Source organism: Streptomyces paradoxus (genome assembly GCF_014202475.1).
Lineage (GTDB): Bacteria > Actinomycetota > Actinomycetes > Streptomycetales > Streptomycetaceae > Streptomyces > Streptomyces paradoxus.
The window spans coordinates 312908-333697 of the sequence record NZ_JACHGV010000004.1; the positions used below are offsets into that span (position 1 = coordinate 312908).

General features: G+C 72.3%; 23 protein-coding genes and 3 pseudogenes. 11 read left to right on the top strand and 15 right to left on the bottom strand.

What is annotated here, in order from left to right:
- Positions 1 to 9: 9 nt before the first annotated feature.
- The 4 genes and pseudogenes from HNR57_RS15895 to HNR57_RS39540 form a co-directional block, all read right to left on the bottom strand.
- Complete coding sequence (locus tag HNR57_RS15895; protein WP_184560651.1) at positions 10 to 1188, bottom strand: serine hydrolase domain-containing protein; 1179 nt, start codon at positions 1186 to 1188, stop codon at positions 10 to 12.
- 96 nt (positions 1189 to 1284) lie between these two features.
- On the bottom strand, positions 1285 to 1998 hold the full coding sequence (locus HNR57_RS15900) for a response regulator (protein ID WP_184560652.1): 714 nt from the start codon (positions 1996 to 1998) through the stop codon (positions 1285 to 1287).
- Positions 1995 to 3167 (bottom strand): sensor histidine kinase, encoded by a 1173-nt coding sequence (locus tag HNR57_RS15905; RefSeq protein WP_184560653.1) that lies wholly within the window; start codon positions 3165 to 3167, stop codon positions 1995 to 1997. Before HNR57_RS15905 ends, HNR57_RS15900 begins: the two co-directional genes overlap by 4 nt.
- Before the next feature lie 85 nt (positions 3168 to 3252).
- Positions 3253 to 3387 (bottom strand): annotated as a pseudogene (locus HNR57_RS39540) (ArsR family transcriptional regulator); the annotation flags it as partial.
- Between HNR57_RS39540 and HNR57_RS40870 the strand changes: the two are divergent.
- From HNR57_RS40870 to HNR57_RS15925, 3 genes and pseudogenes are all read left to right on the top strand, one after another.
- Positions 3387 to 4025, top strand: a pseudogene (locus tag HNR57_RS40870) (MFS transporter); the annotation flags it as partial. The pseudogenes HNR57_RS39540 and HNR57_RS40870 overlap by 1 nt on opposite strands.
- Positions 4026 to 4044: 19 nt before the next feature.
- On the top strand, positions 4045 to 4302 hold the full coding sequence (locus HNR57_RS15920) for a hypothetical protein (protein ID WP_376772254.1): 258 nt from the start codon (positions 4045 to 4047) through the stop codon (positions 4300 to 4302).
- On the top strand, positions 4299 to 4487 hold the full coding sequence (locus tag HNR57_RS15925; RefSeq protein WP_181361411.1) for a hypothetical protein: 189 nt from the start codon (positions 4299 to 4301) through the stop codon (positions 4485 to 4487). Before HNR57_RS15920 ends, HNR57_RS15925 begins: the two co-directional genes overlap by 4 nt.
- Positions 4488 to 4501: 14 nt before the next feature.
- Here HNR57_RS15925 and HNR57_RS15930 read toward each other — a convergent pair whose 3' ends face one another.
- Complete coding sequence (locus HNR57_RS15930; protein ID WP_184560654.1) at positions 4502 to 5176, bottom strand: TetR/AcrR family transcriptional regulator; 675 nt, start codon at positions 5174 to 5176, stop codon at positions 4502 to 4504.
- A gap of 106 nt (positions 5177 to 5282) precedes the next feature.
- Between HNR57_RS15930 and HNR57_RS15935 the strand changes: the two genes are divergently transcribed.
- Entirely contained in the window at positions 5283 to 6317 is a 1035-nt protein-coding gene (locus tag HNR57_RS15935) for a medium chain dehydrogenase/reductase family protein (protein WP_184560655.1), read from the top strand.
- 67 nt (positions 6318 to 6384) lie between these two features.
- A complete protein-coding gene (locus HNR57_RS15940) occupies positions 6385 to 7056 on the top strand; it encodes an SRPBCC family protein (RefSeq protein ID WP_184560656.1) in 672 nt (223 codons plus the stop codon).
- Here the strand turns inward: HNR57_RS15940 and HNR57_RS15945 are convergent.
- Complete coding sequence (locus tag HNR57_RS15945; protein WP_184560657.1) at positions 7050 to 7325, bottom strand: hypothetical protein; 276 nt, start codon at positions 7323 to 7325, stop codon at positions 7050 to 7052. The two genes, HNR57_RS15940 and HNR57_RS15945, sit on opposite strands and share 7 nt — an antisense overlap.
- A complete protein-coding gene (locus HNR57_RS15950; RefSeq protein ID WP_184560658.1) occupies positions 7322 to 8155 on the bottom strand; it encodes a phytanoyl-CoA dioxygenase family protein in 834 nt (277 codons plus the stop codon). The genes HNR57_RS15945 and HNR57_RS15950 overlap by 4 nt, the downstream gene beginning before the upstream one ends.
- 70 nt (positions 8156 to 8225) lie before the next feature.
- On the opposite strand from HNR57_RS15950, the gene HNR57_RS15955 reads away from it, so the two are divergent.
- The 5 genes and pseudogenes from HNR57_RS15955 (at position 8226) to HNR57_RS15975 (ending at position 12347) form a co-directional block, all read left to right on the top strand.
- On the top strand, positions 8226 to 9020 hold the full coding sequence (locus HNR57_RS15955; RefSeq protein WP_184560659.1) for an AraC family transcriptional regulator: 795 nt from the start codon (positions 8226 to 8228) through the stop codon (positions 9018 to 9020).
- A 510-nt stretch (positions 9021 to 9530) separates the two neighbouring features.
- On the top strand, positions 9531 to 10742 hold the full coding sequence (locus HNR57_RS15960) for a cation:proton antiporter (RefSeq protein WP_184560660.1): 1212 nt from the start codon (positions 9531 to 9533) through the stop codon (positions 10740 to 10742).
- A gap of 152 nt (positions 10743 to 10894) precedes the next feature.
- Positions 10895 to 11338 carry a hypothetical protein gene (locus HNR57_RS15965; protein ID WP_184560661.1) on the top strand — a complete coding sequence of 148 codons (444 nt, stop codon included), beginning with the start codon at positions 10895 to 10897 and terminating at the stop codon, positions 11336 to 11338.
- A gap of 69 nt (positions 11339 to 11407) precedes the next feature.
- Positions 11408 to 11698: pseudogene (locus HNR57_RS15970) on the top strand (alpha/beta fold hydrolase); the annotation flags it as partial.
- A 94-nt stretch (positions 11699 to 11792) separates the two neighbouring features.
- A complete protein-coding gene (locus HNR57_RS15975; RefSeq protein ID WP_184560662.1) occupies positions 11793 to 12347 on the top strand; it encodes a CGNR zinc finger domain-containing protein in 555 nt (184 codons plus the stop codon).
- A 48-nt stretch (positions 12348 to 12395) separates the two neighbouring features.
- Here HNR57_RS15975 and HNR57_RS15980 read toward each other — a convergent pair whose 3' ends face one another.
- The 8 genes from HNR57_RS15980 to HNR57_RS16015 all read right to left on the bottom strand — a co-directional run bounded on the left by HNR57_RS15980 (position 12396) and on the right by HNR57_RS16015 (position 19785).
- Positions 12396 to 12683 carry a DUF4190 domain-containing protein gene (locus HNR57_RS15980; RefSeq protein ID WP_184560663.1) on the bottom strand — a complete coding sequence of 96 codons (288 nt, stop codon included), beginning with the start codon at positions 12681 to 12683 and terminating at the stop codon, positions 12396 to 12398.
- A gap of 122 nt (positions 12684 to 12805) precedes the next feature.
- Positions 12806 to 13402 (bottom strand): TetR/AcrR family transcriptional regulator, encoded by a 597-nt coding sequence (locus tag HNR57_RS15985; protein WP_184560664.1) that lies wholly within the window; start codon positions 13400 to 13402, stop codon positions 12806 to 12808.
- A gap of 19 nt (positions 13403 to 13421) precedes the next feature.
- On the bottom strand, positions 13422 to 15485 hold the full coding sequence (locus HNR57_RS15990; RefSeq protein WP_184560665.1) for a galactose-binding domain-containing protein: 2064 nt from the start codon (positions 15483 to 15485) through the stop codon (positions 13422 to 13424).
- Positions 15486 to 15724: 239 nt separating this feature from the next.
- Positions 15725 to 16075 carry a helix-turn-helix domain-containing protein gene (locus tag HNR57_RS15995; protein WP_184560666.1) on the bottom strand — a complete coding sequence of 117 codons (351 nt, stop codon included), beginning with the start codon at positions 16073 to 16075 and terminating at the stop codon, positions 15725 to 15727.
- Between the two features lie 468 nt (positions 16076 to 16543).
- Positions 16544 to 16777, bottom strand: coding sequence for a CBS domain-containing protein (locus HNR57_RS16000; protein ID WP_184560667.1), 234 nt, complete (start codon positions 16775 to 16777; stop codon positions 16544 to 16546).
- A gap of 44 nt (positions 16778 to 16821) precedes the next feature.
- Complete coding sequence (locus tag HNR57_RS16005; RefSeq protein ID WP_246554650.1) at positions 16822 to 18240, bottom strand: DEAD/DEAH box helicase; 1419 nt, start codon at positions 18238 to 18240, stop codon at positions 16822 to 16824.
- A 180-nt stretch (positions 18241 to 18420) separates the two neighbouring features.
- Positions 18421 to 18624: a cold-shock protein gene (locus HNR57_RS16010; RefSeq protein WP_004986771.1), complete on the bottom strand. Its 204-nt coding sequence runs from the start codon at positions 18622 to 18624 to the stop codon at positions 18421 to 18423.
- A 435-nt stretch (positions 18625 to 19059) separates the two neighbouring features.
- Positions 19060 to 19785, bottom strand: a complete 726-nt coding sequence (locus HNR57_RS16015) for an SDR family oxidoreductase (protein WP_184560668.1) — start codon at positions 19783 to 19785, stop codon at positions 19060 to 19062.
- Between the two features lie 103 nt (positions 19786 to 19888).
- Between HNR57_RS16015 and HNR57_RS16020 the strand changes: the two genes are divergently transcribed.
- Entirely contained in the window at positions 19889 to 20743 is an 855-nt protein-coding gene (locus HNR57_RS16020) for a LysR family transcriptional regulator (protein ID WP_184560669.1), read from the top strand.
- The last annotated feature ends 47 nt before the right edge of the window (positions 20744 to 20790 follow it).

The window sequence follows — 20790 nt, forward strand, 5'->3', positions numbered from 1 at the left end:
CGCGGCGGCCTACGGCCTGCCGTAGGCCGCCACCATGATGTTCTCGGCGGTCCTGTTCATGCCCTGGCCCTTGGCGTCGGTGGAGTTGACGCTGTAGACGAGGGTGCGGGAGCCGTCGCGGGTGGAGGCGATGGCGGCGTTGTACCCCCAGCGCCCGCCCGTCTTGCCCCACACCTCGCGCCCGCCCAGCACCTTCATGGAGAGGCCCACGGAGTAGGCGGCCGGCTCCCCGGTCCCGAAGTCGGTCACCTCCGGCAGCGTGAACATCTCCTCCAGCAGCGGCCCGCGCACGATCCGCCCCTTGAACAGTGCGACGGTGAAGCGTTCCAGGTCCGCGGTGGTCGAGATGATGTCCCCGGCCGCCCATCCGTCCGTCGCCCTCCACACGGTCACGTCCCGCAGCCCGGTCGTGCCGTCGTCGAGGCGCATGGTCTGGTAGCCATGGTTGTGCGGCCCGGCGATGCGGGCGGCGGATCCCGGCAAGTAGGTGTTCCGCAGCCCGAGCGGCCCGAGCACCCGCCGGGCGACCTGACGCTCGTACGAGTCGTGGGTGACGCGCTCGATGAGCAGGCCGGTGATGGTGTAGCCGATGTTGAGGTAGTGCTGGCGCTCGCCCGGCGCGAACTCGCGCTTCTTCGACGTCGCCGAGCGGACCATGTCCTCGGGGTCGTGGACCTGAAAACGGTTCGCGTACGCCTCCTCGACGGTGGTGCCGGGGAAGTCGGGTGCCGGGATGCCGTGCGTGTGGTCGAGGAGCTGCCGGACGGTGACGCCGCCGTACGACGCCGGGATCAGCTCCGGCAGGTACGAGCGGGCGCTGCGGTCCAGGTCCAGCCGTCCCTCCTCGGCCAGTTGCAGGGCGACCGCGGCGGTGAAGACCTTGGTCACGGACCCGGCGCGGAAGCGGGCGGCCGGATCGGCGGGCCGGCCGGTCCGCAGATCGTGCACGCCCGAACTGCCGTGCCAGGTGCCCTCCTTGCCGCCGACCCGCACGAGCGCGGCGGTGGCGTCGGCGCGGGGAAGTCCCGCGATGGCGGCTGCGAGGGCCGGGCCCGGGGACGGCGCGGCCGTCGACGCGGCGGGGGCTGAGGCGGCGGGGGCGGAGGCGGCGGCCGGGAGCACGGACGGCCCCACGGCGATCCCGGCGACGAGGACGGCGGCGGTCAGCAGGCTGGTACGGGTCTTCATGGCGAACTCCGGTGAGACGGGCCGACGTTGGGCGACGGCTTCATCCTCCGCGCCCGCGCCGTTCCGCGGATCGCCCCCGCCGGTGGTCCCGCGGCGTCACTTCCTCGCCGGAGCGGGGGAGGACCCGGCCCCCGCCGATCCCCCGGGCGGGGGATCCCCGGCCGCGACGAGGCCGGTCTCGTAGGCGCAGATCACCGCCTGGATCCGGTCCCTGAGGCCCAGCTTCGCGAGCACGTTGCCGACGTGCGTCTTGACGGTGTGGTCGCTGACCACCAGCTCGGCGGCGATCTCGGCGTTCGACAGACCGCGCGCGAGCAGCAGCAGCGTCTCGCGCTCCCGGGCGGTCAGCACGTCGAGCCGGGGATCGGGGCGGCGGGCCCGGGCGGCGGCGGGCCGGGTGTACTGCTCGACCAGACGCCGGGCCACGGACGGGGCGAGCAGCGAGTCACCCCGGGCGACGACCCGCACGGCGTGCACGAGGTCGTCCCGGCGGACGTCCTTGAGCAGGAAGCCGCTCGCGCCCGCGTGCAGCGCGTCGTACACGTACTCGTCGGAGTCGAAGGTCGTCAGCATCACCGTCCGGCAGTCGCCCGCCGCGCTGATCGCCCGGCAGGCCTCGATGCCGTCCATGCGGGGCATCCGGATGTCGAGCAGCGCGATGTCGGGCGCGTGCCGCCGCACCGCCTCCACGGCCCCGCCGCCGTCACCGGCCTCGGCGACGACGTCGATGTCCGGCTGCGCGTCCAGGATCATCGCGAAGCCGCTGCGCACGAGCTCCTGGTCGTCGGCGACCACGACCCGGATCGTCATGTCCCCGCCTCCGCCGGGACGGAGAGGGGAATCCGCACCCGCACCTCGAAGCCGTGCCCGTCCGCTCCCGGTCCGGCGACCGCGCTGCCCCCATGGACCGCGGCCCGCTCGCGGATCCCGACGAGTCCGTGCCCGCCCCGGCGGGCCACGGCCCGCGCCCCCCGCCCGTCATCGGTCACGGTGACCTCCAACTCATCTTTCATATAGGCCAGTTGTACCGTCACGGCCTTGGCCTCCGCGTGCCTGACGACATTGGTCAGGGCCTCCTGGACCACCCGGTGGACGGTCACCCCGACCCCGTCGGCCACCGGCCCGGCGTCCCCCACGGTCCGGTACACCACGTCGAGTCCGCTCCCGCGCACCCGGTCGAGAAGACCGGGCAGTGCGGCGAGCCCGGGCTGCGGCTCGCGCGGGTCGGTGCCGTCGGCCTCGTCGGCGCCGTCCCGCAGCACCCCCAGCATGTGGCGCAGCTGCGCCATGGCGTCCCGCCCGGTCGCGGAGATGGCGTCGAAGGCGGCCTCGGCCCGCTCGGGCGCGGTACGCACCGCCACCGGCCCGGCCTCGGCCTGCACGATCATCAGGCTCACGGCGTGGGAGAGGATGTCGTGCATCTCCCGTGCGATCCGGGCCCGTTCGCGTGCGGCGGCCTGCTCGGCCTCGACGCGGTGGGCCCGCTGCCGGGCGTCGGTCAGCCGTCCGAAGACATAGGCGGCGGCGAACACGAAGACGGAGAAGGTCAGTTCACGTGCCGACCGGGTGTTGAGCCATACGCCCACCGGCACGGCGACCAGCAGCACGAGCCCGGCGAGGAGCCGTTTGCGGGGGGCCGCCAGCGCGGCGATGGTGTAAGTGACGATCAACCCGGTGTACGGCAGCGGCTGCCCGGGCCCCTCGACGGTCAGCCGGTACAGCAGGCTGGTGGCCAGCACCGCGAACAGCACGGCGACGGGAGCCCGCCTGCGCCAGACCAGGGGCACGACGGTGAGGGTGCTCAGCCCGTACGCCGCCCAGGTCGCCGCGGGCAGCCCGGGCGCGCGCGGCACCAGGAACGGCATGGTCATCGCGCCCTGGACGAGCAGCGCGACGCCGATGTCGACCAGCAGCGGATTGGCCGCCGCGAGCACCCGCCCCCGCTCCCACCGCCCGCGCAGTTCCCTGCGTATGCCCATGGCGACCTGCCCCCCGTCCCGTGCGGTCCGACCCCGGAACCGTAGCGGGGCGGTGGCCTCACGCGCCGGGAGAACAAGCCCTGGTTCAGGGCGCGTCCGGCGGTGTCCAGGCCGCCACCAGGTCCACCAGCCCGGGGAACCGGGCGTTGAGGTCGTCCACGCGGACGTGGCTGCGGCGTTCCAGGCCGTACTGGCGCTGGCGGGTGACGCCGGCCTCGCGGGTTCTCCAAGGGCACGCTGACCGTCGTCTTCGCGTTCTACATCGTCGGACTGCTCGGCTCGCTGCTCGTGTCGGGCGTCGTCTCGGACCGGCTGGGGCGCAAGCCCGTGCTGCTGCCCGCCCTCGCGCTCGCCCTGGCCGCATGCGCGATCTTCGCGACCGCCACGACGGTTGTCGCACTGATCGTCGCCCGGTTGTTCACCGGCATCGCCGTCGGCGCGGTCGTCTCCGCCGGTATGGCCGCGGTGACGGACGTGGCAGGCACCGCCGCCGGACGCCCGGACCTCGCCGAGGACCCGCGCGTGAGCGGCGACGCCATCGACAGCACCGACCACGAGGACCTGGCCGCGCTCCTGGAGACCTGCGCCGCGGCGCTGACCACCGAGGAGTGGGCGGAGGTGTGCGCCAAGCACAGCATCCCGATGGCCCCGGTGCTGGAGCTCGACCGCGCCCACGACGACCCCTACGTCCGTGACGGCCACCTGCTCGACACCGCCGAGCACCCGACCGAGGGCACGGTCCGCACCATCGGCATCCCGCTGCGCTTCTCCGCGACCCCCGGCTCGATCCGCCGGCTCGCGCCGGTCGCGGGCCAGGACACCGAGGACGTCCTCGCCGAACTCGACGCCGCCCGCTGATTGCCACAGGAGGACAGACATGAGCACCCCCACCCCTCCCGTCGTGCGCACCGAACGCATCGGCTCCACCCTGCTGATCACCCTGGACCGCCCCGAGGCCCGCAACGCCGTGAACGCGGCGACCGCCACCGCGCTGGCCGCCGCACTCGACGAACTGGAGGCCGACCCCGCCCTGCGGGCCGGCGTCCAACCCCGGGCCTCCACCCGGGGTTTCGCTCTGCCGGTGGGCTTATTGCGTGGCCGCCCGGCCCCGGGCCCCGTACGGTCGGGGCGGTGAGCAGGAGACGCTACGTGGCCAGGGGTGTGCCCGGCGGCTACCGCATCTGGGACAACCGGGGGCGACGCTGGTGGGGCGACCTCTACGAGTTGTGCCCCGACGACCTGCTGACCGAGCTCAACGGCCGGGCGGACCAGACGCGGATCACCGCGCTGATGAAGCGCTACCGGGCGCAGAAGCGGTAGGCCCGCCCGCGTGCTCAGGCGCCCCGGGCGCCCGGTGGGCCCGCCAGCGCGTCGACCTCCGCGGCGAAGAGCTGTGCCGGGTCGAACCGCATCCCCGTGAAGTGACCGGCCAGTTCCAGTGACAGGACGCCGTGCAGCCGGGTCCAGAAGGCCAGGGCCCGGTGCAGGGCCGCGGGCGGGGCGGGATGGCCGCCCGCCCATTCCCGGTTCTCTTCGAGGTGCGTGCCGAACGGGGTCGCCCCGGCGTCCGCGGGGCCGACGGCCCCGGCGCAGGCGTCCAGGAGGAGCGCCATGATCTCGGACGCGATCGCGGTGATGTCGTCGGGCGCGTGGTAGCCGGGCACGGGAGTGCCGTAGACGAGGAAGTACCGGTGCGGATCCGCAAGGGCCCACTCCCGCAGGGCGTGCGCCAGCGCCGCCACCTCGGCGCCGTCCTTCGCCGCCGCCCCGACGGCGTCGGCCAGGCTGCGGTAGGCGTCCCGGACGAGCTCGGTGATCAGTTCGTCCCGCCCGCGGAAGTAGCGGTACAGCGCCGGGCCGCTCATCCCCATCTGCTTGGCGATCGCGTTGAGCGACAGCGCGGACGCGCCCGCCGTCGCGATCTGCTCCCACGCCCGTTCCTTGATCTCCGCGCGCACCTGGGCGCGGTAGCGCTCGCGGGGGGTCGCTCCACCTTCGGCCTGCGTCATGGTTAGAGGCTATCACTGAAGTTATTGACACTCGCGTCGTCCTTGCGTTAGAACCTATAACGAACGCAAGGACAAGTAATTGCAGTGGGCGTCAGCGGAGGTCGTCATGAACAGCACCGGAGAACTCGTCGAGGTCGTCCTGCCGGGCCGGGTGGAGCCCGAGGAGCTCCGGATCCGCCGGGGGGCCGTGCCCGTCCCCGGCCCCGGCCAGGTCGTGGTCCGGACGGAGGCGACCGGCGTCTCCTTCGCCGAGCAGCAGATGCGGCGCGGCCGCTACTACGACCAGCCGCCGTTCCCCTTCGTCCCCGGCTACGACCTCGTCGGCACGGTGCTGGCGGCCGGCGAGGGCGCCGACCCGGGCCTGACCGGAACCCGGGTGGCCGCGCTGGTGAAGGTCGGCGGCTGGGCCAGCCATGTGCTCGTGGACGCGGCGGACGTCGTACCGGTGCCCGACGGGGTCGGAGCCGCCGAGGCGGAGACCCTCGTCGTCAACGGCGTCACCGCCTGGCAGATGCTGCACCGCAAGGCCCGCGTCCGGGCCGGGCACACCGTCGTGGTGCACGGCGCGAACGGCGGCGTCGGCTCGGTCCTGGTCCAGCTCGCCCTGGCCGCGGGAGCACGGGTGATCGGCACGGCGTCCGCGCGCCACCACGACGCCCTGCGGGAACAGGGGGTCGTCCCCGTCGACTACCGCTCCGGCGATCTCGCCGCGCGCATCCGCGCCCTCGCCCCCGGCGGCGTCGACGCAGTCTTCGACCACGTCGGCGGGCGCGGCATCACCGACTCCTGGAGCCTGATCGCCCCCGGCGGCACGCTCGTCTCCTACGGCAGCGCCTCCACCCGGGACGCCGAGGGGTCCAAGCAGTGGCCCGTCCTCAAGCTGCTCCTGAGGGTGTGGCTGTGGAACGCGCTGCCCAACCGCCGCCGCGCCTGCTTCTACAACGTCTGGGCCGGCAAGGCCCTCGCCGGGAACCGCTTCCGGTCCCGGCTGCGCGCCGACCTCACCGAGGTGTTCGCCGCCCTCCAGCGCGGAGAGGTCACCGCCCGGATCGCCGCGCGACTGCCGCTCGCCCGCGTCGCCGAGGCCCTGCGGCTGGCCGAGTCCGGCACGGTCGCCGGGAAGGTCGTCCTCGTGCCGTAGCGGCGCCGCCCCTCAAGCGACCGACCGATCGGACAGCTGACCCACCCACCCCACCGGAAGGACCACCATGTTCGGCAACGGCACGACGGCCGCACGCGCCCCTCGGCCCCTGACCCGTCCCCGTGTACGCGCGGCCGCGACGGCCCTCGCCCTCGCCGGTGTTCTCGCCGCCATGGCCCCCACCGCCCAGGCGGCCGCCCACGACCGCGGGACCGGCGAGTCCCGCTGCGGCGGACGCGGCGTCGACTCCCGCGCCCTCATCCGCTACGAATCCGGCATCCTGATCAAGGCGCCGCTGCGCACCATCTGGAAGCTGCAGACCGACGTGGAGCGCTGGCCCTCCTGGCAGCCGCCGGTCACCACGATGGAGCGTCTCGACCCCGGGCCGCTGAGGAAGCGCTCGCAGTTCCGCTGGACCACCCCGGCCCCCGCCACCCCCGCGACCCCGGCCACCACCCTCACGATCACCTCCACCGTGCAGCGACTGCGCGAGCGGGAGTGCGTCCTGTGGAAGGGGCCCGCGATCGGGGAGGACCTGCGCATCGACGAGGGCGTCCACCTGTGGACCTTCCGGAAGACCGAGGGCGGGGTACGCGTGCACACCGAGGAGACCTGGACCGGCGATCAGGTCGAAGCGGACGTCCGCACCGCGACCGAGGCCCTCGGGCGGGGACTCGAAGCGTGGCTGCGCGATCTGAAGGCCACCGCCGAAGCGAGCTCCGGCGGCCGTCCTCACTGAGACACGAGCTTCTCGAAGAAGAACTCGTGCTTGAGGAACGACGTCGTGTGCTCCGCCCCCGGATACGGCGGCACGAGCTGCGCCGCCTGGAAGAGCCGCCAGCCGTCCTCCAGGGCGCCGACCCCCGTCTCGTACGGGGGTTCGTCGCTGTCGCCGGTCGTCGGACGGGTCGAGGCCGTGCCGTCGTAGCGGGCCCATCCGACGACCTTGGAGTCGAGGGCGGAGGTGTCGAGGTAGAGGACGAGGACCTGCTGCCGGGTGGTGGTCATACGGTGCTCCTCGGTGCGGCGTGCGCGGCGGGCCGGTTGGTGATGCGGGTGGCCCAGTGGTCGATGTCGAAGCCGGGGTCGGCGGTCAGGGAGCGCCACAGCAGGATCCGGTTGTGGATCTCCAGCCGGGCGGTGGCCTGCTCGTACCAGGGGAAGGTGCGCCGCAACTCCTCGCGCACGGCGGGGGAGTCCACGTCCCGGGTGTCCCACAGCCGCACCTGCGGCACGGTCGGATTGAAGCGGATCTTGTACATGTGGCGGACGGTGCCGCTGTCGTTGCGCCGCCCTCCGTGCCAGATGCCGTGGTGCAGCAGGAGCACGGTCCCGGCCGGGCAGGTCAGCCGGGTCTGGCCGCGCAGGTTCTGGTAGCGGCCGGTGTCGGACTCGTTGGTGCGGCGCAGATGACTGCCCGGGACGACGAGCGTGCCGCCCATGCCGGCGGTGACCTCCTGCGGGTAGTACATGAGCTGCACGTCGAACGCGTCGGCCCGCACATCGATCAGGGCGTCGGCGTGCAACGGCTGCGCGCTGCCCTCATGGGGCAGGCGGGTGTGGACGAAGTGATGGTCGACGGCCGGGTCCGGGCCGACCAGACTCTCCAACGCGCCCGCCACGGCGGGCAGTCCGAGGAGCCGGCGGGTGAGGGAGCCCTCGGGGAAGGCCGCCGGTACGGGAGTTCCGTACGGCACGGCGGGCAGCGCCCCGGCGGCGAACACACCGAGCGCCTCCTCGTTCATCTCCCGGGGCACGACGCCGTCGAGGCGCAGGAAACCGTGGGCCGTGAACCGCGCCACCTCGGCGGAGCTCAGCAGCTGATTCGTGGTTGGCATGACGCAACCGTAGAAGCGCGGGGGCGGGCTGTCGTGGGGCGTAATCGGCAACCACTGGTAATTTTCCACCATGCCGACCTTCGTGGAACTGCCCCTCGAACTGCCGCCGGACCTGGTCCACGCGGGCGTGGGCGTGCACGGCTCCGCCGGCCCGCACGAGGTCTTCCGCCTCCCGCACCTGTGGCAGCTCCACCTTTACGGCTACTCCGGCACCCTGGAGTTCGGCGGCGCGCGGCACCCGATCCGCCCCGGGCACCTCAGCCTCGTACCGCCCGGCACCGAGGTGCACTTCCACTACGACGCCCCGCGCTGCGAGCACCTGTACGCCCACTTCCGGCTGCCGGGCGACGGGGAGCGGCGCCGGCTCCCGGCGATGCAGGACGCCGGTGCGGAGGCGGCGGTGCTGAGCGCGCTGCTGCGCCAGACGATCGCGGCGTGCGCGCAGTCCCCGGCCAGGGCCTCCGCGGAACTGTGGGCGGCGCTGTGGCGCACGACCGGCCTGGCCGAGGCCACCGAGACGCCCTCCGGGTCCCGGCACCCGGCGTTGCGGGCGGCCATGGCCCACATCGAGGAGCACCTGGCCGACCCGCTGAGCGTGCCCGGGATCGCCCGGGCCGCCGGGGTGTCGCACACGCACCTGACCCGGTTGTTCCGCGAGGACACCGGGCACACGGTCGTCGGCTACGTCCGGCGCCGCCGCATGGAGCGCGCCCGCCACCTGCTCATCGCCTCGACGCTGGCGATCCCCGCCGTCGCGGCGACGGTCGGGATCCCCGACCTCCAGGCGTTCAACAAGACCTGCCGCAAGGAACTCGGCGCGTCACCGCGCGCGGTGCGGCAGGCCGCGGGCGCGCAGTCCTTCTGAACTCCTGTCCGATCACGGAGCGTTGGCGTGCGCTAGGATTCTTTACCGAGCTCTTACGCTCGGTTGAGCGGTGCCGCGCACAGTCGCGCCGGCCGCTCGGTTCGTCGACAGTGGCCGCCCGGCATTCCGGGCCGGCGTGAGGGGGGCGTGACATGGGGCGAGTGGTGCCTGTCCGCGTCCACAACGCCGCCCGTGACGGCGTCCCTGATACCGACCGCTCCGCGTGAGCGGTCTCCTCTCTTTCCGACGCATGGTGCGTGATGCCTACGCGTGACGTCGAGGCCTGACGTCCGACGCCTGATGCCTGACGTCCAGGGGCGTGGCGCGTCACGCGTACTTCGGCCGCCGACGGCCGGGGCGGAGCACGCCGACGCCGCAGCACCCCGTGTCCGGCCCCGCCGCCTCGACACGAGGCCGTGCCCCGTCCCACCGCTCACCGAGCCGCACCCAAGGGCTTTCGCGCCCGCCGGCACAGACGCCGCCGACCCGATCAACGGAGGTCAGACGCCCGTGCACGACACCACCGCCATGCTCATCGAACTCGGGGCGATCATCCTCGCCCTGGGGCTCCTGGGACGCTTCGCCGGACGGGTGGGCTTCTCACCCATACCCCTGTACCTGCTGGCCGGACTCGCCTTCGGCCAGGGCGGCATCCTGCCGCTGCGGGCCAGTGAGGAGTTCGTCGCCACCGGCGCCGAGATAGGCGTCATACTCCTGCTGCTCCTGCTCGGCCTGGAGTACAGCGCCTCCGAACTCGTCACCACACTGAAGACCCAATACCCCTCCGGGGCCGTGGACTTCGTCCTCAACGCCGCCCCGGGAGCGGCCATGGCGTTCCTGCTGGGCTGGGGGCCCGTCGCCGCCGTCGCCCTGGCCGGGGTCACCTGGATCTCCTCGTCCGGGGTCATCGCGAAGGTGCTCGGTGATCTGGGCCGGCTCGGCAACCGCGAGACGCCGGTGGTCCTCGGTGTGCTGGTCCTGGAGGACCTGGCCATGGCGGTCTACCTGCCGATCCTCACCGCCCTGCTGGCCGGGGTGGGGCTCGCGGGCGGCGCGGTCACCCTGCTGATCTCGCTGGGCACCGTGGGCGCCGTCCTCTACGTGGCGCTGCGGCACGGCCGCCTGGTCAGCCGCGCCGTGTCCTCGGACAGCGCCGAGATGCTCCTGCTGGCCGTCCTCGGCCTGACCCTGCTCGTCGCCGGGCTGGCGCAGCAGCTGCACGTCTCCGCGGCCGTCGGCGCGTTCCTGGTCGGCATCGCCCTGTCCGGCGAGGTCGCCGAGGGCGCCAGCAGCCTCCTCGCCCCGCTGCGGGACCTGTTCGCCGCGGTGTTCTTCGTCTTCTTCGGACTGCACACCGACCCGGCCGCCATCCCGCCCGTGCTGCTGCCCGCGCTCGCCCTGGCCGCCTTCACCACCGTCACGAAGATCGCCACGGGTTACTGGGCCGCGCGCCGCGCCGGGATCGGGTCCAGGGGCCGCTGGCGCGCCGGCGGCACGCTCGTCGCCCGCGGCGAGTTCTCCATCGTCATCGCCGGTCTCGCGGTCGGCGCCGAACCCCGCATCGGGCCGCTGGCCACCGCCTACGTCCTGATCCTGGTCATCCTCGGCCCCCTCGCCGCCCGCTGGACCGAACCCCTCGCCCGCCGCGCCACCCACCACCGCACCCACCCGGCCCCACCGACCGCCGGCTCCCCCAAGGAGACGGCCCGCGCACACGGCTGATCCCACCCTGTCGCCCTGGTTCGCGCCCCTGGCTGTCCGGATCGGCTGTTCCCCGGAGGAGGGCTTGGTGGGACCCTGGCGAGCACCCCGGGGACCGGCGGGGGAGACCGGGGGGAGAATTCCGTCCAGGTGGACCGGAAGGAAGCGCCAGCATGATCGAGTGGAAGCCCCTGGGCACCGGAGCCAGGCCCGTTCCCCAGCCCGTGGCCACGCCGCTGGTCTGGGCCGGGGCCGGCGTCGGGGCGTTGGTGCTGGTGGCGCTCCTCAACACCGTGGTGGGGCCGGACCGGCCCGAACTGGCCCTGCCCGCACTGTCCTTGCTGGCCGCCCTGCTGGGTCTGAGCGCCCGCTTCACAGCGGCACCCGGCACGGCACTGCTGTGCTGGCTGTTCCTCAACGGCTTCGCCATACCGCCCGCGGGCACCCTCACCTGGGCGGGCCACCGCGACACCACCTGGCTGGCCTGCCTGTTCACCGCCGCCCTCATCGGCACGGCCCTGGCCCGCCTCGTCCACGCCCGCGCCGCCTACCGCCGCATGGCCCCCGGCCACGCCCGGTCCGACACCACGGCCGGCGACGGACTGCACGACTCCTGACGCGGAGCCACCACCCCTTCTCGACGTCACCACCGCGAGCGGTGACGTGATGTGCGCTGCGTATTTGATCGGCTCAAGGCCGGTGTCCTGGACGTCGGCTACGCCGAACTCGGACCCGCCCACGGCCCCGTGGTGATCTGCCTGCACGGCTGGCCGTACGACATCCACAGCTACGTCGACGTCGCCCCGCTGCCAGCCGGGCAGGGGTACCGCGTGATCGTCCCGTACCTGCGAGGACACGGCACGACGCGCTTCCGGTCCGCCCGGACCTTCCGCAACGCACAGCAGTCGGCGATCGCCATGGACGTCATCGCGCTGATGGACGCCCTGAAGATCGAACGGGCGGTGCTGGCCGCTTTCCCCAGGAGGCGCCGGAGGCCTTCGCGCGGGCCGTCGTCGACGCCGATCACCTCTGAAGCTTGCCCACGATATGGTCACCGGTCAGAATGGTGACGTGAATGTGGACCACGTCTTCGTCTGCGGAAACCCGGCGCTCGACTTCGCCGCCACGCTCCGGGCGCGCCGGTCGGCACGCTTCGAGATGTTCGTGACGCCGGACCGGCTCACCGCCTGGTACGTCGAGTCCGGCCTGGTCGACGCGGTCTCGACCGGCGAGGAGGCCGACGTCGAGCGGGCGAGGTCCGTACGGGAAGCGGTCTACCGACTGGTCACCGCCCGCCGGCTCGGGGAGGAGTACGACGGGGCCGCGCTGACCGTCGTGAACAACGCGGCCCGCACGGCACCCGCCGTACCGCAGCTCACCCCGGCGGGGCGATGGACGCAGGCGACGCCCGACGAGGCCCTCTCGATGGTGGCGCGCCACGCCGTCGAGCTCCTGAGCGGCCCGGACGTGCCCCTGCTCAAGGAGTGCGGGAACCCGGAGTGCACCCGCATCTACATCGACCGCTCACGGGGCACACGGCGGCAGTGGTGCGGGATGGACTCCTGCGGCAACAAGATCAAGGCAGCCGCGTACCGCGCCCGCAAGAGGACCACGACGGCCCACTGATCCAGCGCGCTGCCGGCCCCGCACGCCCCGCGTCGGTCCGGACGGCCGTCAGCCGCCCACGTACCAGCTGAATCCGCCGTTGCTGGTGGCCACGGCCAGGAGGACGAGCCACAGCACCACGTCGACGATGCCGAGGATGATGCCCGCCTTCGCCATGCCCGCGCCGTTCTTCACCGACGCCTGCCGGCGGGCGACGGCGCCGAAGACGATGGCCAGGGGACCGAGCACGATGTTGAGGAAGAACAGGCCGATGATGCCGCAGCACAGGCTCGCGATCGCCAGGCCGTTGGTGCGCGAACCGGAGGACGCGGCAGAGGAACCGCCGTAACTCGCCATGGAAAACTCCCAGTTGTCGATGGCGCGGACCGAACGGGCCGCACTCTCCTCACTTTCGACTTGTTTTGTTCGAATGCCCCTCCGGGGCGTTCCCATGACAGCCAATTCGGGGGAGCGTCTTGTCAGTTCTCCCGCACCAGCCCGGCGACGTGCGCGGTGACCGTGTCGAGGATGCCCGTCCAGGCCTCGTCGTCGCCCAGCACCAGGTAGTTGAGCGTCAGCCCGTCGGTCATGGCGGCCAGGTAGCGGGCCAGCACGGGAACGGGCACGCGCAGGCGCAGCCCCATGCTCTGCCGCAGCTGGTCGATGAGCTCGGTGTACGTCTCGGCGTACAGCTCGTACTGACGGCGTGCCAGGTGCTCGAAACCCGGGCGGCGCAGTGCGTACTGCGTGAGTTCGTAGGTGAGCATGTGCTCGTCCGGGTGGGTGCGGACGTGGTCCCAGTACGCCTGGAAGCCGGCCCGGACGGTCTCCTCCAGGGTGGCCCGGGGGCGTATGGCCTCCTTCACCACCATCACGTAGTGCCCGGTGATGGTGGTGATGACGGATTCGACGAGCTGCTGCTTGGAGTCGAAGCAGTAGTGGAAGACGCTCAGTGAGACGCCCGCTTCCGCGGCGATGGACCGGGTCGTCGTCCTGGGGACGCCGTCCCGGGCCATCGCCCTGATCGCCGCTTCGGTGAGCTGTCGCCGCCGCTCGGCGGACGGCAACCGCGCCATGGAGCCCCTCTCGTGGGTGTCAGCGGCCGTGGACGCCGACCTCGGTCAGGGAGTAGCCCCAGCCGGTGCCGCGTTCCAGGCCGTGCACGCGGACGTAGCGGGCCGGGGTGCCGGCGAACCGCGCGGTGTCCAGACCGCCGTCACCGGCGGTGGTGGACCAGGCGGTCCGCCAGGTCGTGCCGTCGGTGGACAGCTCGATCCGGTACGACTTCCCGTACGCGCGCTCCCAGTCGAGGGTGACCCGCCCCACGGTCCGCGCGGAGCCGAGGTCGACCTGGTACCACTGGTCGTCGCTCCAGTCGCTGGCCCAGCGGGTGCCGCGGTCGCCGTCGACGGCCCGGTGGGGCTTGTAGCTCGTGAACAGGCTCCACTCGGAGGAACTGGCCGACGCGGCGGAGCCGGCCGCGAGGTTGACCCCCGCCTCGTGGTTCTCGGAGGCCGCCCAGGTGCCCAGGTAGGACTCGGCGCCCCGGAACAGGTCGTCGACCGTGTCCTGGCCGCCGACGCGGCGGATGTCCTCGATCCAGTCCGGGACGAGGCCGTAGTGGGCGGCGCCGTCGGTGTTCAGGTCCCAGGTGCGCTCGCCGGTGGTCTGCCGGTCGATGACCGAGCCGCCGTCGACGCTCTTGAACGGGTACGTGACCTTGTTCGGCGCGTCCGCCCCGCGCGGTCCCGGCCAGCCGCCGACGCCGTTCATGTCGGTGCCGTAGCCGTAGCCCACGCCGTACTTGTCCCGCAGGCTTTCGGTGCGCTTCGCCTCCGCGATGAAGCCCTCGGAGCCGTGCATGTACTGGGCGATGAAGCCGCCGAGGCCGTAGACCCGCTCGGTCCAGTCGAGGTCCATCCAGCTGTGCGAGGAGAGCACGCCGGGGTAGGACTCGGCCTCGAAGATGTCGAGCACCCGGCCGGTGGCCTTGACGCTCATGTGGTCGATCTCCAGCATCATGCCGCGCTTCATCATGCCGCGCACGGCGTACTCGCCGAGATCGGTCAGCCCGCGCACGTTGCACTGCGCGTCGGCGCTGTAGGAGGGAACCTCCTCGCCTGCCGGGAGCTTCTTCTCGGCCGCGGGCGCCGCCGCGTTGCCGATCGGGTTGTCGGCCTGCGGGCCCGTGCACTTCTCCGTCTTCCAGTAGGTGCCGGTCGACAGGAACTGCCCGACATTGATGGCCGTTCCGAGCGCGCCCGAGTCGAACCGCACCCCGCACAGGGCGTTGTCGAACTTGTGGCACAGGAACATGCTGCGCACGCCGAGCGCGTGGAGCTCGTCGAGCCCCTTGTCGATGTCGGCCCTGCTGCACTGCGCGATGTCCAGGACCTGCTTGCAGCCGAACGGCTCGGAGGTCTCGACGCCCATGACGACCGCGAGTTTGCCCTGCTCGATGACCTTGCGGGCCTGCGCGCTGTCGGTGACGACCCGGAACCATCCCTTGCCGGGCCCGCCGTACATCCGGTCGACGAAGGCCTGCATGTCGTACGTCAGCTTGGCCTGCAGCCGGATGGACGTCATCTCGTCGCAGGAGCGGTCCTTGAAGAAGTACACCGAGCAGATCACGCCGTTGGTGACGAGGTCGTTGACGAGCACCCGCTGGCCGCCGCGCCAGGCGCGTTCGATCCAGGCGTAGTAGTTCTGCTGGTGGGTCAGCGAGTCGTGCGCGGGCCAGTCCTTGAAGGTGGGCCAGCCGTTCGGGTCGTGCTTGCCGTCGCCGCCGTTGGTGATGAAGTCGAAGATCGCGAGCGAGCCGTCCGGGTAGTGCTCGGGGCAGTCCTTGAGCGCGTCGGCAACGCCCTGCTCGGAGAACGGCTTTCCGCAGATCAGACGGCCGCCGAAGGCCTCGTTGGAGAAGATGTGGTCGTGCGCGTCGACGAACCCGCGCACCTCGCCCGCGGCGTTCGTGCCGGTGAAGGGCTCGCCCGTGACGTTGATCCGGGAGTCCGGCGCGGGCCGTGCGGTCGGGTCCCACCAGTCGTTCCCGGCCGCCGAACTCGGGGTGGGGCCGAGTGCGACCGACAGCACGAGCAGGAGGAGCGACACAACGGTGAGGTTCTTGCGTCGGCGGTACGGGCGTCCGGAACTGGTCACAGCCCACGTCCCTCGGTCGTCGGGTCGCTCGGTCGTGTTGTCATGACCTCGCAAAGTGTGCGACGAGAATCGCCACTCCCGCTTGACGAGTCAAGAGTCCGGGACGGTTGACCTGATGCCCCGGGGGAGGCCGGTTCACCGCGGGCGGCCGCCGAACCGGCCGGGGCAACAGCAAACCCCAGGTCGTCGACCTGGGGTCTCATGAGGCGGGTGACCGGGACCCGCCGGTGTCCACCCGATCAGCTCGGACCGTGATCGGGAACGCCGGACGCCTCCTGCGCGGCGCGACGGTACTCCGCGTTGATGCGCTGGGCTTCTTCCAGCTGGTCCTCAAGGATGACGATGCGGCAGGCGGCCTCGATCGGGGTCCCCCGGTCGACGAGCTCGCGGGCGCGTGCGGCGATCCGCAGCTGGTAGCGGGAGTACCGGCGGTGTCCGCCCTCCGAGCGCAGCGGAGTGATCAGACGGGCCTCCCCGACGGCACGCAGGAAGCCGGGAGTGGTGCCGAGCATCTCGGCGGCCCGGCCCATGGTGTAGGCGGGGTAGTCGTCGTCGTCCAGACGATCGCTGAGCGGAGTGTCTGCTGCCATGTCACCTCGTAGTGCAACGCGTCGAGGGGCCCTGGTGCCGTACGGCACCAGGGCCCCGAAGGAAATTCAACACCATCTGTCGGCCCTCATGCTGCGCCGACCTTCTGTTTCGCTACCCGGCCCGGCTGCGGGAGGGGTGCGGGGATCGCGGCTGCGTGACCGGGGACCACCATCCAATCCGGGGTCTTGCGGTACCCGGACCGAGAGCTTCCCGGGCCGGGCGATCCTGATGGCGTCTGCTCCTCCGTCCTTCCTCGGTTCTTCTCTGACCATGTCTACGAGAAGAAGACTAACCGCGGCGAGCGCCAATGTCTACTCTGACAAAGACAGATTTTGCAGTCCGCCGGACGCAGGCATCCTGTGGCCTCTGACCATGGACGGCAGGGCACCGGCACAGCAGTGAGGGCCCTGCCGACGCGCGTCGGCAGGGCCCTCACTGGTCTGTGGCGGCGTTCACCCGCCCGGGCTTCAGTTCTCCGGGACGTCCCGGAGACGGACCCGGTCCGTGTAGGTGGGGGCGTCCCGGAGAACGGTGAGCCGGGCCAGGGTGATCAGGCCCGTGCTCTGGTCGTCCGCGTCGCAGAGGACGAGGTGATCGACCCGGGCACCGGCCATGAGGGACAGCGCCACCTCGACCGTCATGTCGTCACGGATGTGCGGCGCGTGGGCCGGGGCGGGGTGCTGCGTCAGGACCGGTGTCATGGGTGTCTCCTGCCGAGAGGTGGAGGGCGGGTGGGCGCGGGGCGCTACGCGGCGGAGCCAAAGCCGGTCCGCCGCTGCGCCCTCGGGCGTGCCGTCTCGCCGGCGGGACGGCCCTGGCCGGTGGGGCGGCGGCCCCGCCGGCCCCGGGACGGGGCGGATGCGCCGCGGGGGCGTTCCGAGCGCGGCGCGGTGACGACGACCGGGACACCGGAAGGAGCCTGGGCCCCCGTGATGCGGCTCAGCTCCGCCTCCCCGGACCGCACCTGCGCGATCCGGGGGGTGATGCCCGCCGACGTCATCAGCCGGCTCATGCCGCGACGCTGGCGCGGGGTCACCAGGGTGACCACGCTGCCGGACTCGCCGGCGCGGGCCGTGCGGCCGCCGCGGTGCAGGTAGTCCTTGTGGTCGCTGGGCGGGTCCACGTTGACGACGAGGTCGAGGTTGTCGACGTGGATGCCGCGGGCGGCGACGTTGGTGGCCACCAGGACCGTCACGTGGCCGTCCTTGAACTGGGCCAGGGTCCTGGTCCGCTGGGGCTGGGACTTGCCGCCGTGCAGGGCCGCGGCGCGGACACCGCTCTTGAGCAGGTGCTCGGTCAGCGAGTCCACCGCGTGCTTGGTGTCCAGGAACATGATCACCCGGCCGTCCCGCGCCGCGATCTCGGTGGTCGTCCGGTGCTTGTCCGCGTCGTGCACATGGAGGACGTGGTGCTCCATCGTGGTGACGGCGCCCGCGGACGGGTCGACGGAGTGGACCACCGGGTCGTGCAGGTAGGTGCGGACCAGCCGGTCGACGTTGCGGTCCAGGGTGGCCGAGAACAGCATTCGCTGCCCGCCGGGGCGCACCTGGTCGAGCAGGGCGGTGACCTGCGGCATGAAGCCCATGTCGGCCATCTGGTCGGCCTCGTCGAGGACCGTGATGTCGACGCCGTCCAGGCGGCAGTCGCCCCGGTCGATGAGGTCCTTGAGCCGCCCGGGCGTGGCGACGACCACCTCGGCCCCGCCGCGCAATGCACCGGCCTGCCTGCCGATGGACATCCCGCCGACGACGGTGGCGAGCCGCAGGCTCACGGAACGGGCGTACGGAGAGAGCGCGTCGGTGACCTGCTGGGCGAGCTCGCGGGTGGGGACGAGGACGAGGGCGAGCGGCTGCCGCGGCTCGGCGCGCCGCCCGGCGGTGCGGGCCAGTACGGCGAGGCCGAAGGCGAGGGTCTTGCCCGAGCCGGTGCGGCCGCGGCCGAGCACGTCACGGCCGGCCAGGGAGTTCGGCAGGGTGGCCGCCTGGATCGGGAACGGCGCGGTCACGCCCTCGTGGCCGAGAGTGGCCAGCAGCCGCGCGGGCATGTCGAGATCGGCGAACGTCTCGACGGCCGGCAGCGGGGGCGTGATCGTTTTCGGCGGTGCGAACTCGCCGTGGGGAGCGGGGCGATGTCCGAAGCTCTTGGATGTGCGGGCACGCTTCATGCGGGACCTTCCTCGATGGGCGCGTGGCAAGGAAAATCCGCAGCAGAGGAGCGGCGCAGAGAATCTCGAGACGAGCCGAAGTCGATGCGGCCGGGTGAGGCCGACGGGAAAAACAGCGAGCCGGGGCCCGCACCCCTTCAGGTGCGGGCCCCAGCTGCGAAATATGCGCGAGCGCCGATGTCAGGCGGGCACGATGTTCTCGGCCGTCGGGCCCTTCTGGCCCTGCGCGATGTCGAACGACACCTTCTGGCCTTCCAGCAGCTCGCGGAAGCCCTGGGCGGCGATGTTCGAGTAGTGGGCGAAGACGTCGGCGCCGCCGCCGTCCTGCTCGATGAAGCCGAAGCCCTTTTCCGCGTTGAACCACTTCACGGTGCCAGTAGCCATTTTTGTTTCTCCTTCGGAGGCGGTTTCAGGAATTCACACTCTGTGGATTCCATGTCGCCGTGATGATCACCCCGTAGGAAATGAACCTTCTGGCAACCACACCTGCAACTGAGATCGACAGTAGCACGGTGCGTTCGGCGCCGTGTGGCTCGAAAATTCTGTTTCGGCGGGCGATCGGGGAATATTCGGCGGGCCCCGCTTCTATTTCTCATTTTGTGAGCACAGATATTGCCCTCCGCGGGCGCGGCTCTTCCTGTCGCACCCTCGCCCGCCGGCCCTGTGACCTCCGCCGATGCACGGCACGGCGGGTGACGGCGCCGGAACGCCGCGGTCGCGACGCAGGTCACACGATCCCGGCGGCAAGGAACTGGACGGCGGCGTCGTCGCCGTCGGTGACGACGGCGCCGATGAAGCGGCCCGCCGCTCCTGCCCGGCCTACCAGGGCACCTCGCCCTCGTCGTCGAAGAAGCCGCCGCTCGGGCCGTCGTCGGGCAGGGTCGCGAGCCGGATCGCGACCGCCGCGCCCTGCTCCGGGGTGCGGGTGCCACGGAATCCGTTGAGGTCCGTCGCGCAGTAGCCGGGGCACGCGGCGTTGATGAGGATGTTCGTGTCGCCGAGCTCCTTGGCGTACTGGACGGTGACGGCGTTGAGGAACGTCTTGGACGGCGTGTAGGCGGCGGCGATCGGGCCCGTGTCGCTGCCGGGAGTGGTCTGCCGGGTCAGTGAGCCCACGCCGCTGGACATGTTCACGATCCGCGGCGACGGCGAGCGGCGCAGCAGCGGCAGCATCGCGTTGGTGACGCGGATGACGCCGATCACGTTGGTCTCCACGACCGTCCGCACCGTCGCCGGGTCCACCTCGGTGGGCATCTGCGGCACACTGCCGGTGATCCCGGCGTTGTTCACCAGCACGTCCAGGCGCCCGGCGCTCTCCTCGACCAGCGCGGCGGCCCCGGCCACGCTCGCGTCGTCGGTCACGTCGAGCGGTACGCCGAACGCGTCGGCACCGGCCGCCCGCAGTTTCGCCACGGCACTCTCGCGCCGCTCCCTGTCCCGGGCGCCGACCCCGACCCTCCAGCCGAGGGCGCCGAGGCCCGCCGCGATCTCGTATCCAATGCCCTTGTTCGCGCCGGTCACCAGCGCGATCGTCTGTTCGCTCATGCCGCCGATCCTGTCCGCGCCCGGTGGCGGCGGGCCAACACCGATCGGGTGGGCGGCGATACCGCACGGGTATCGGCCCAGCTCGGAGCAGTACCATCACGGCGTGGAGACAAGGGAGTTGCGGTATTTCGTCGCCGTCGCCGAGGAGCTTCACTTCGGCAGGGCCGCCCAGCGGCTCGGGATCGCGCAGCCCCCGCTGTCGCGGGCGATCGGCCGGCTCGAACGGCGTCTGAACGCAGTCCTGCTGGAGCGCAGCAGCCGCGCGGTCACCCTGACGGAGGCCGGAGCGGTGCTCCTGAGGGAGGCCCGGGCGGCGCTCGAAGCGGTCGAGGCCGCCGAACGCCGCACCCGCCGCGCGGCGCTCGCCCCGGCCGGAGAGGCCGGCGTGGTCCTCGTCACGAAGGCCGGTGCGTCCAGCGAGCTGCTGGCGAAACTGCTCGACGCCCACGCCGCCGAACCCGGCGCGGCCGGCGTCGATCTGCTCCTGTGCGGCATGGGCGAGCAGGGGCCGATGCTGCGCGACGGCCGGGCCGACGTGGCGCTGCTGCACCTGCCGTTCGACACCACGGCCGGCCTCGACACCGAGGAGCTCTGCACGGAGGGCCAGGTCGCGATCCTCCCGGCCGGGCACCCCCTCGCCGCCCGGCCCCACCTCCGCACGGCCGACGTCACCGGTCTGCCCGACCTGCCGATGCCTCGCTGGCCCGGCCCCGACGGCACCTACCCCGCCGGCCCCGGCCCGCGGGCCCGCGACCACGCCCAGCTCCTCCAGCTGATCGCCCTGGGCCGTGCCTGCTGGATCGCGCCGGAATCCTGCCGGACCCAGCTGCGCGAGGGCCTCGCCGCCGTGCCGGTGCCGGACGCGCCGACGGTCACCACGGTGATCGCATGGCCGCCCCACAGCCGGTCCCGGGCGGTCGCGGGGCTGGTCCGGACCGCGATACGGGTGAGTTCGTGACAGTGCGGTGCCGCCTTGGCCGGGCCGGACCGGCACTCCATCATGGA

Bases quoted from the DNA above. Each gene is read 5' to 3' on its own strand.
- HNR57_RS15935 (WP_184560655.1), top strand. From the start codon at position 5,283: ATGAACAGCACCGGAGAACTCGTCGAGGTCGTCCTGCCGGGCCGGGTG.
- HNR57_RS15940 (WP_184560656.1), top strand. From the start codon at position 6,385: ATGTTCGGCAACGGCACGACGGCCGCACGCGCCCCTCGGCCCCTGACC.
- HNR57_RS15920 (WP_376772254.1), top strand. From the start codon at position 4,045: ATGAGCACCCCCACCCCTCCCGTCGTGCGCACCGAACGCATCGGCTCC.
- HNR57_RS16005 (WP_246554650.1), bottom strand. From the start codon at position 18,240: ATGAAGCGTGCCCGCACATCCAAGAGCTTCGGACATCGCCCCGCTCCC.
- HNR57_RS15950 (WP_184560658.1), bottom strand. From the start codon at position 8,155: ATGCCAACCACGAATCAGCTGCTGAGCTCCGCCGAGGTGGCGCGGTTC.
- HNR57_RS15895 (WP_184560651.1), bottom strand. From the start codon at position 1,188: ATGAAGACCCGTACCAGCCTGCTGACCGCCGCCGTCCTCGTCGCCGGG.
- HNR57_RS16000 (WP_184560667.1), bottom strand. From the start codon at position 16,777: ATGACACCGGTCCTGACGCAGCACCCCGCCCCGGCCCACGCGCCGCAC.
- HNR57_RS15930 (WP_184560654.1), bottom strand. From the start codon at position 5,176: ATGACGCAGGCCGAAGGTGGAGCGACCCCCCGCGAGCGCTACCGCGCC.
- HNR57_RS15995 (WP_184560666.1), bottom strand. From the start codon at position 16,075: ATGGCAGCAGACACTCCGCTCAGCGATCGTCTGGACGACGACGACTAC.
- HNR57_RS15955 (WP_184560659.1), top strand. From the start codon at position 8,226: ATGCCGACCTTCGTGGAACTGCCCCTCGAACTGCCGCCGGACCTGGTC.
- HNR57_RS15900 (WP_184560652.1), bottom strand. From the start codon at position 1,998: ATGACGATCCGGGTCGTGGTCGCCGACGACCAGGAGCTCGTGCGCAGC.
- HNR57_RS15905 (WP_184560653.1), bottom strand. From the start codon at position 3,167: ATGGGCATACGCAGGGAACTGCGCGGGCGGTGGGAGCGGGGGCGGGTG.
- HNR57_RS16010 (WP_004986771.1), bottom strand. From the start codon at position 18,624: ATGGCTACTGGCACCGTGAAGTGGTTCAACGCGGAAAAGGGCTTCGGC.
- HNR57_RS15980 (WP_184560663.1), bottom strand. From the start codon at position 12,683: ATGGCGAGTTACGGCGGTTCCTCTGCCGCGTCCTCCGGTTCGCGCACC.
- HNR57_RS15945 (WP_184560657.1), bottom strand. From the start codon at position 7,325: ATGACCACCACCCGGCAGCAGGTCCTCGTCCTCTACCTCGACACCTCC.
- HNR57_RS15965 (WP_184560661.1), top strand. From the start codon at position 10,895: ATGATCGAGTGGAAGCCCCTGGGCACCGGAGCCAGGCCCGTTCCCCAG.
- HNR57_RS16015 (WP_184560668.1), bottom strand. From the start codon at position 19,785: ATGAGCGAACAGACGATCGCGCTGGTGACCGGCGCGAACAAGGGCATT.
- HNR57_RS15985 (WP_184560664.1), bottom strand. From the start codon at position 13,402: ATGGCGCGGTTGCCGTCCGCCGAGCGGCGGCGACAGCTCACCGAAGCG.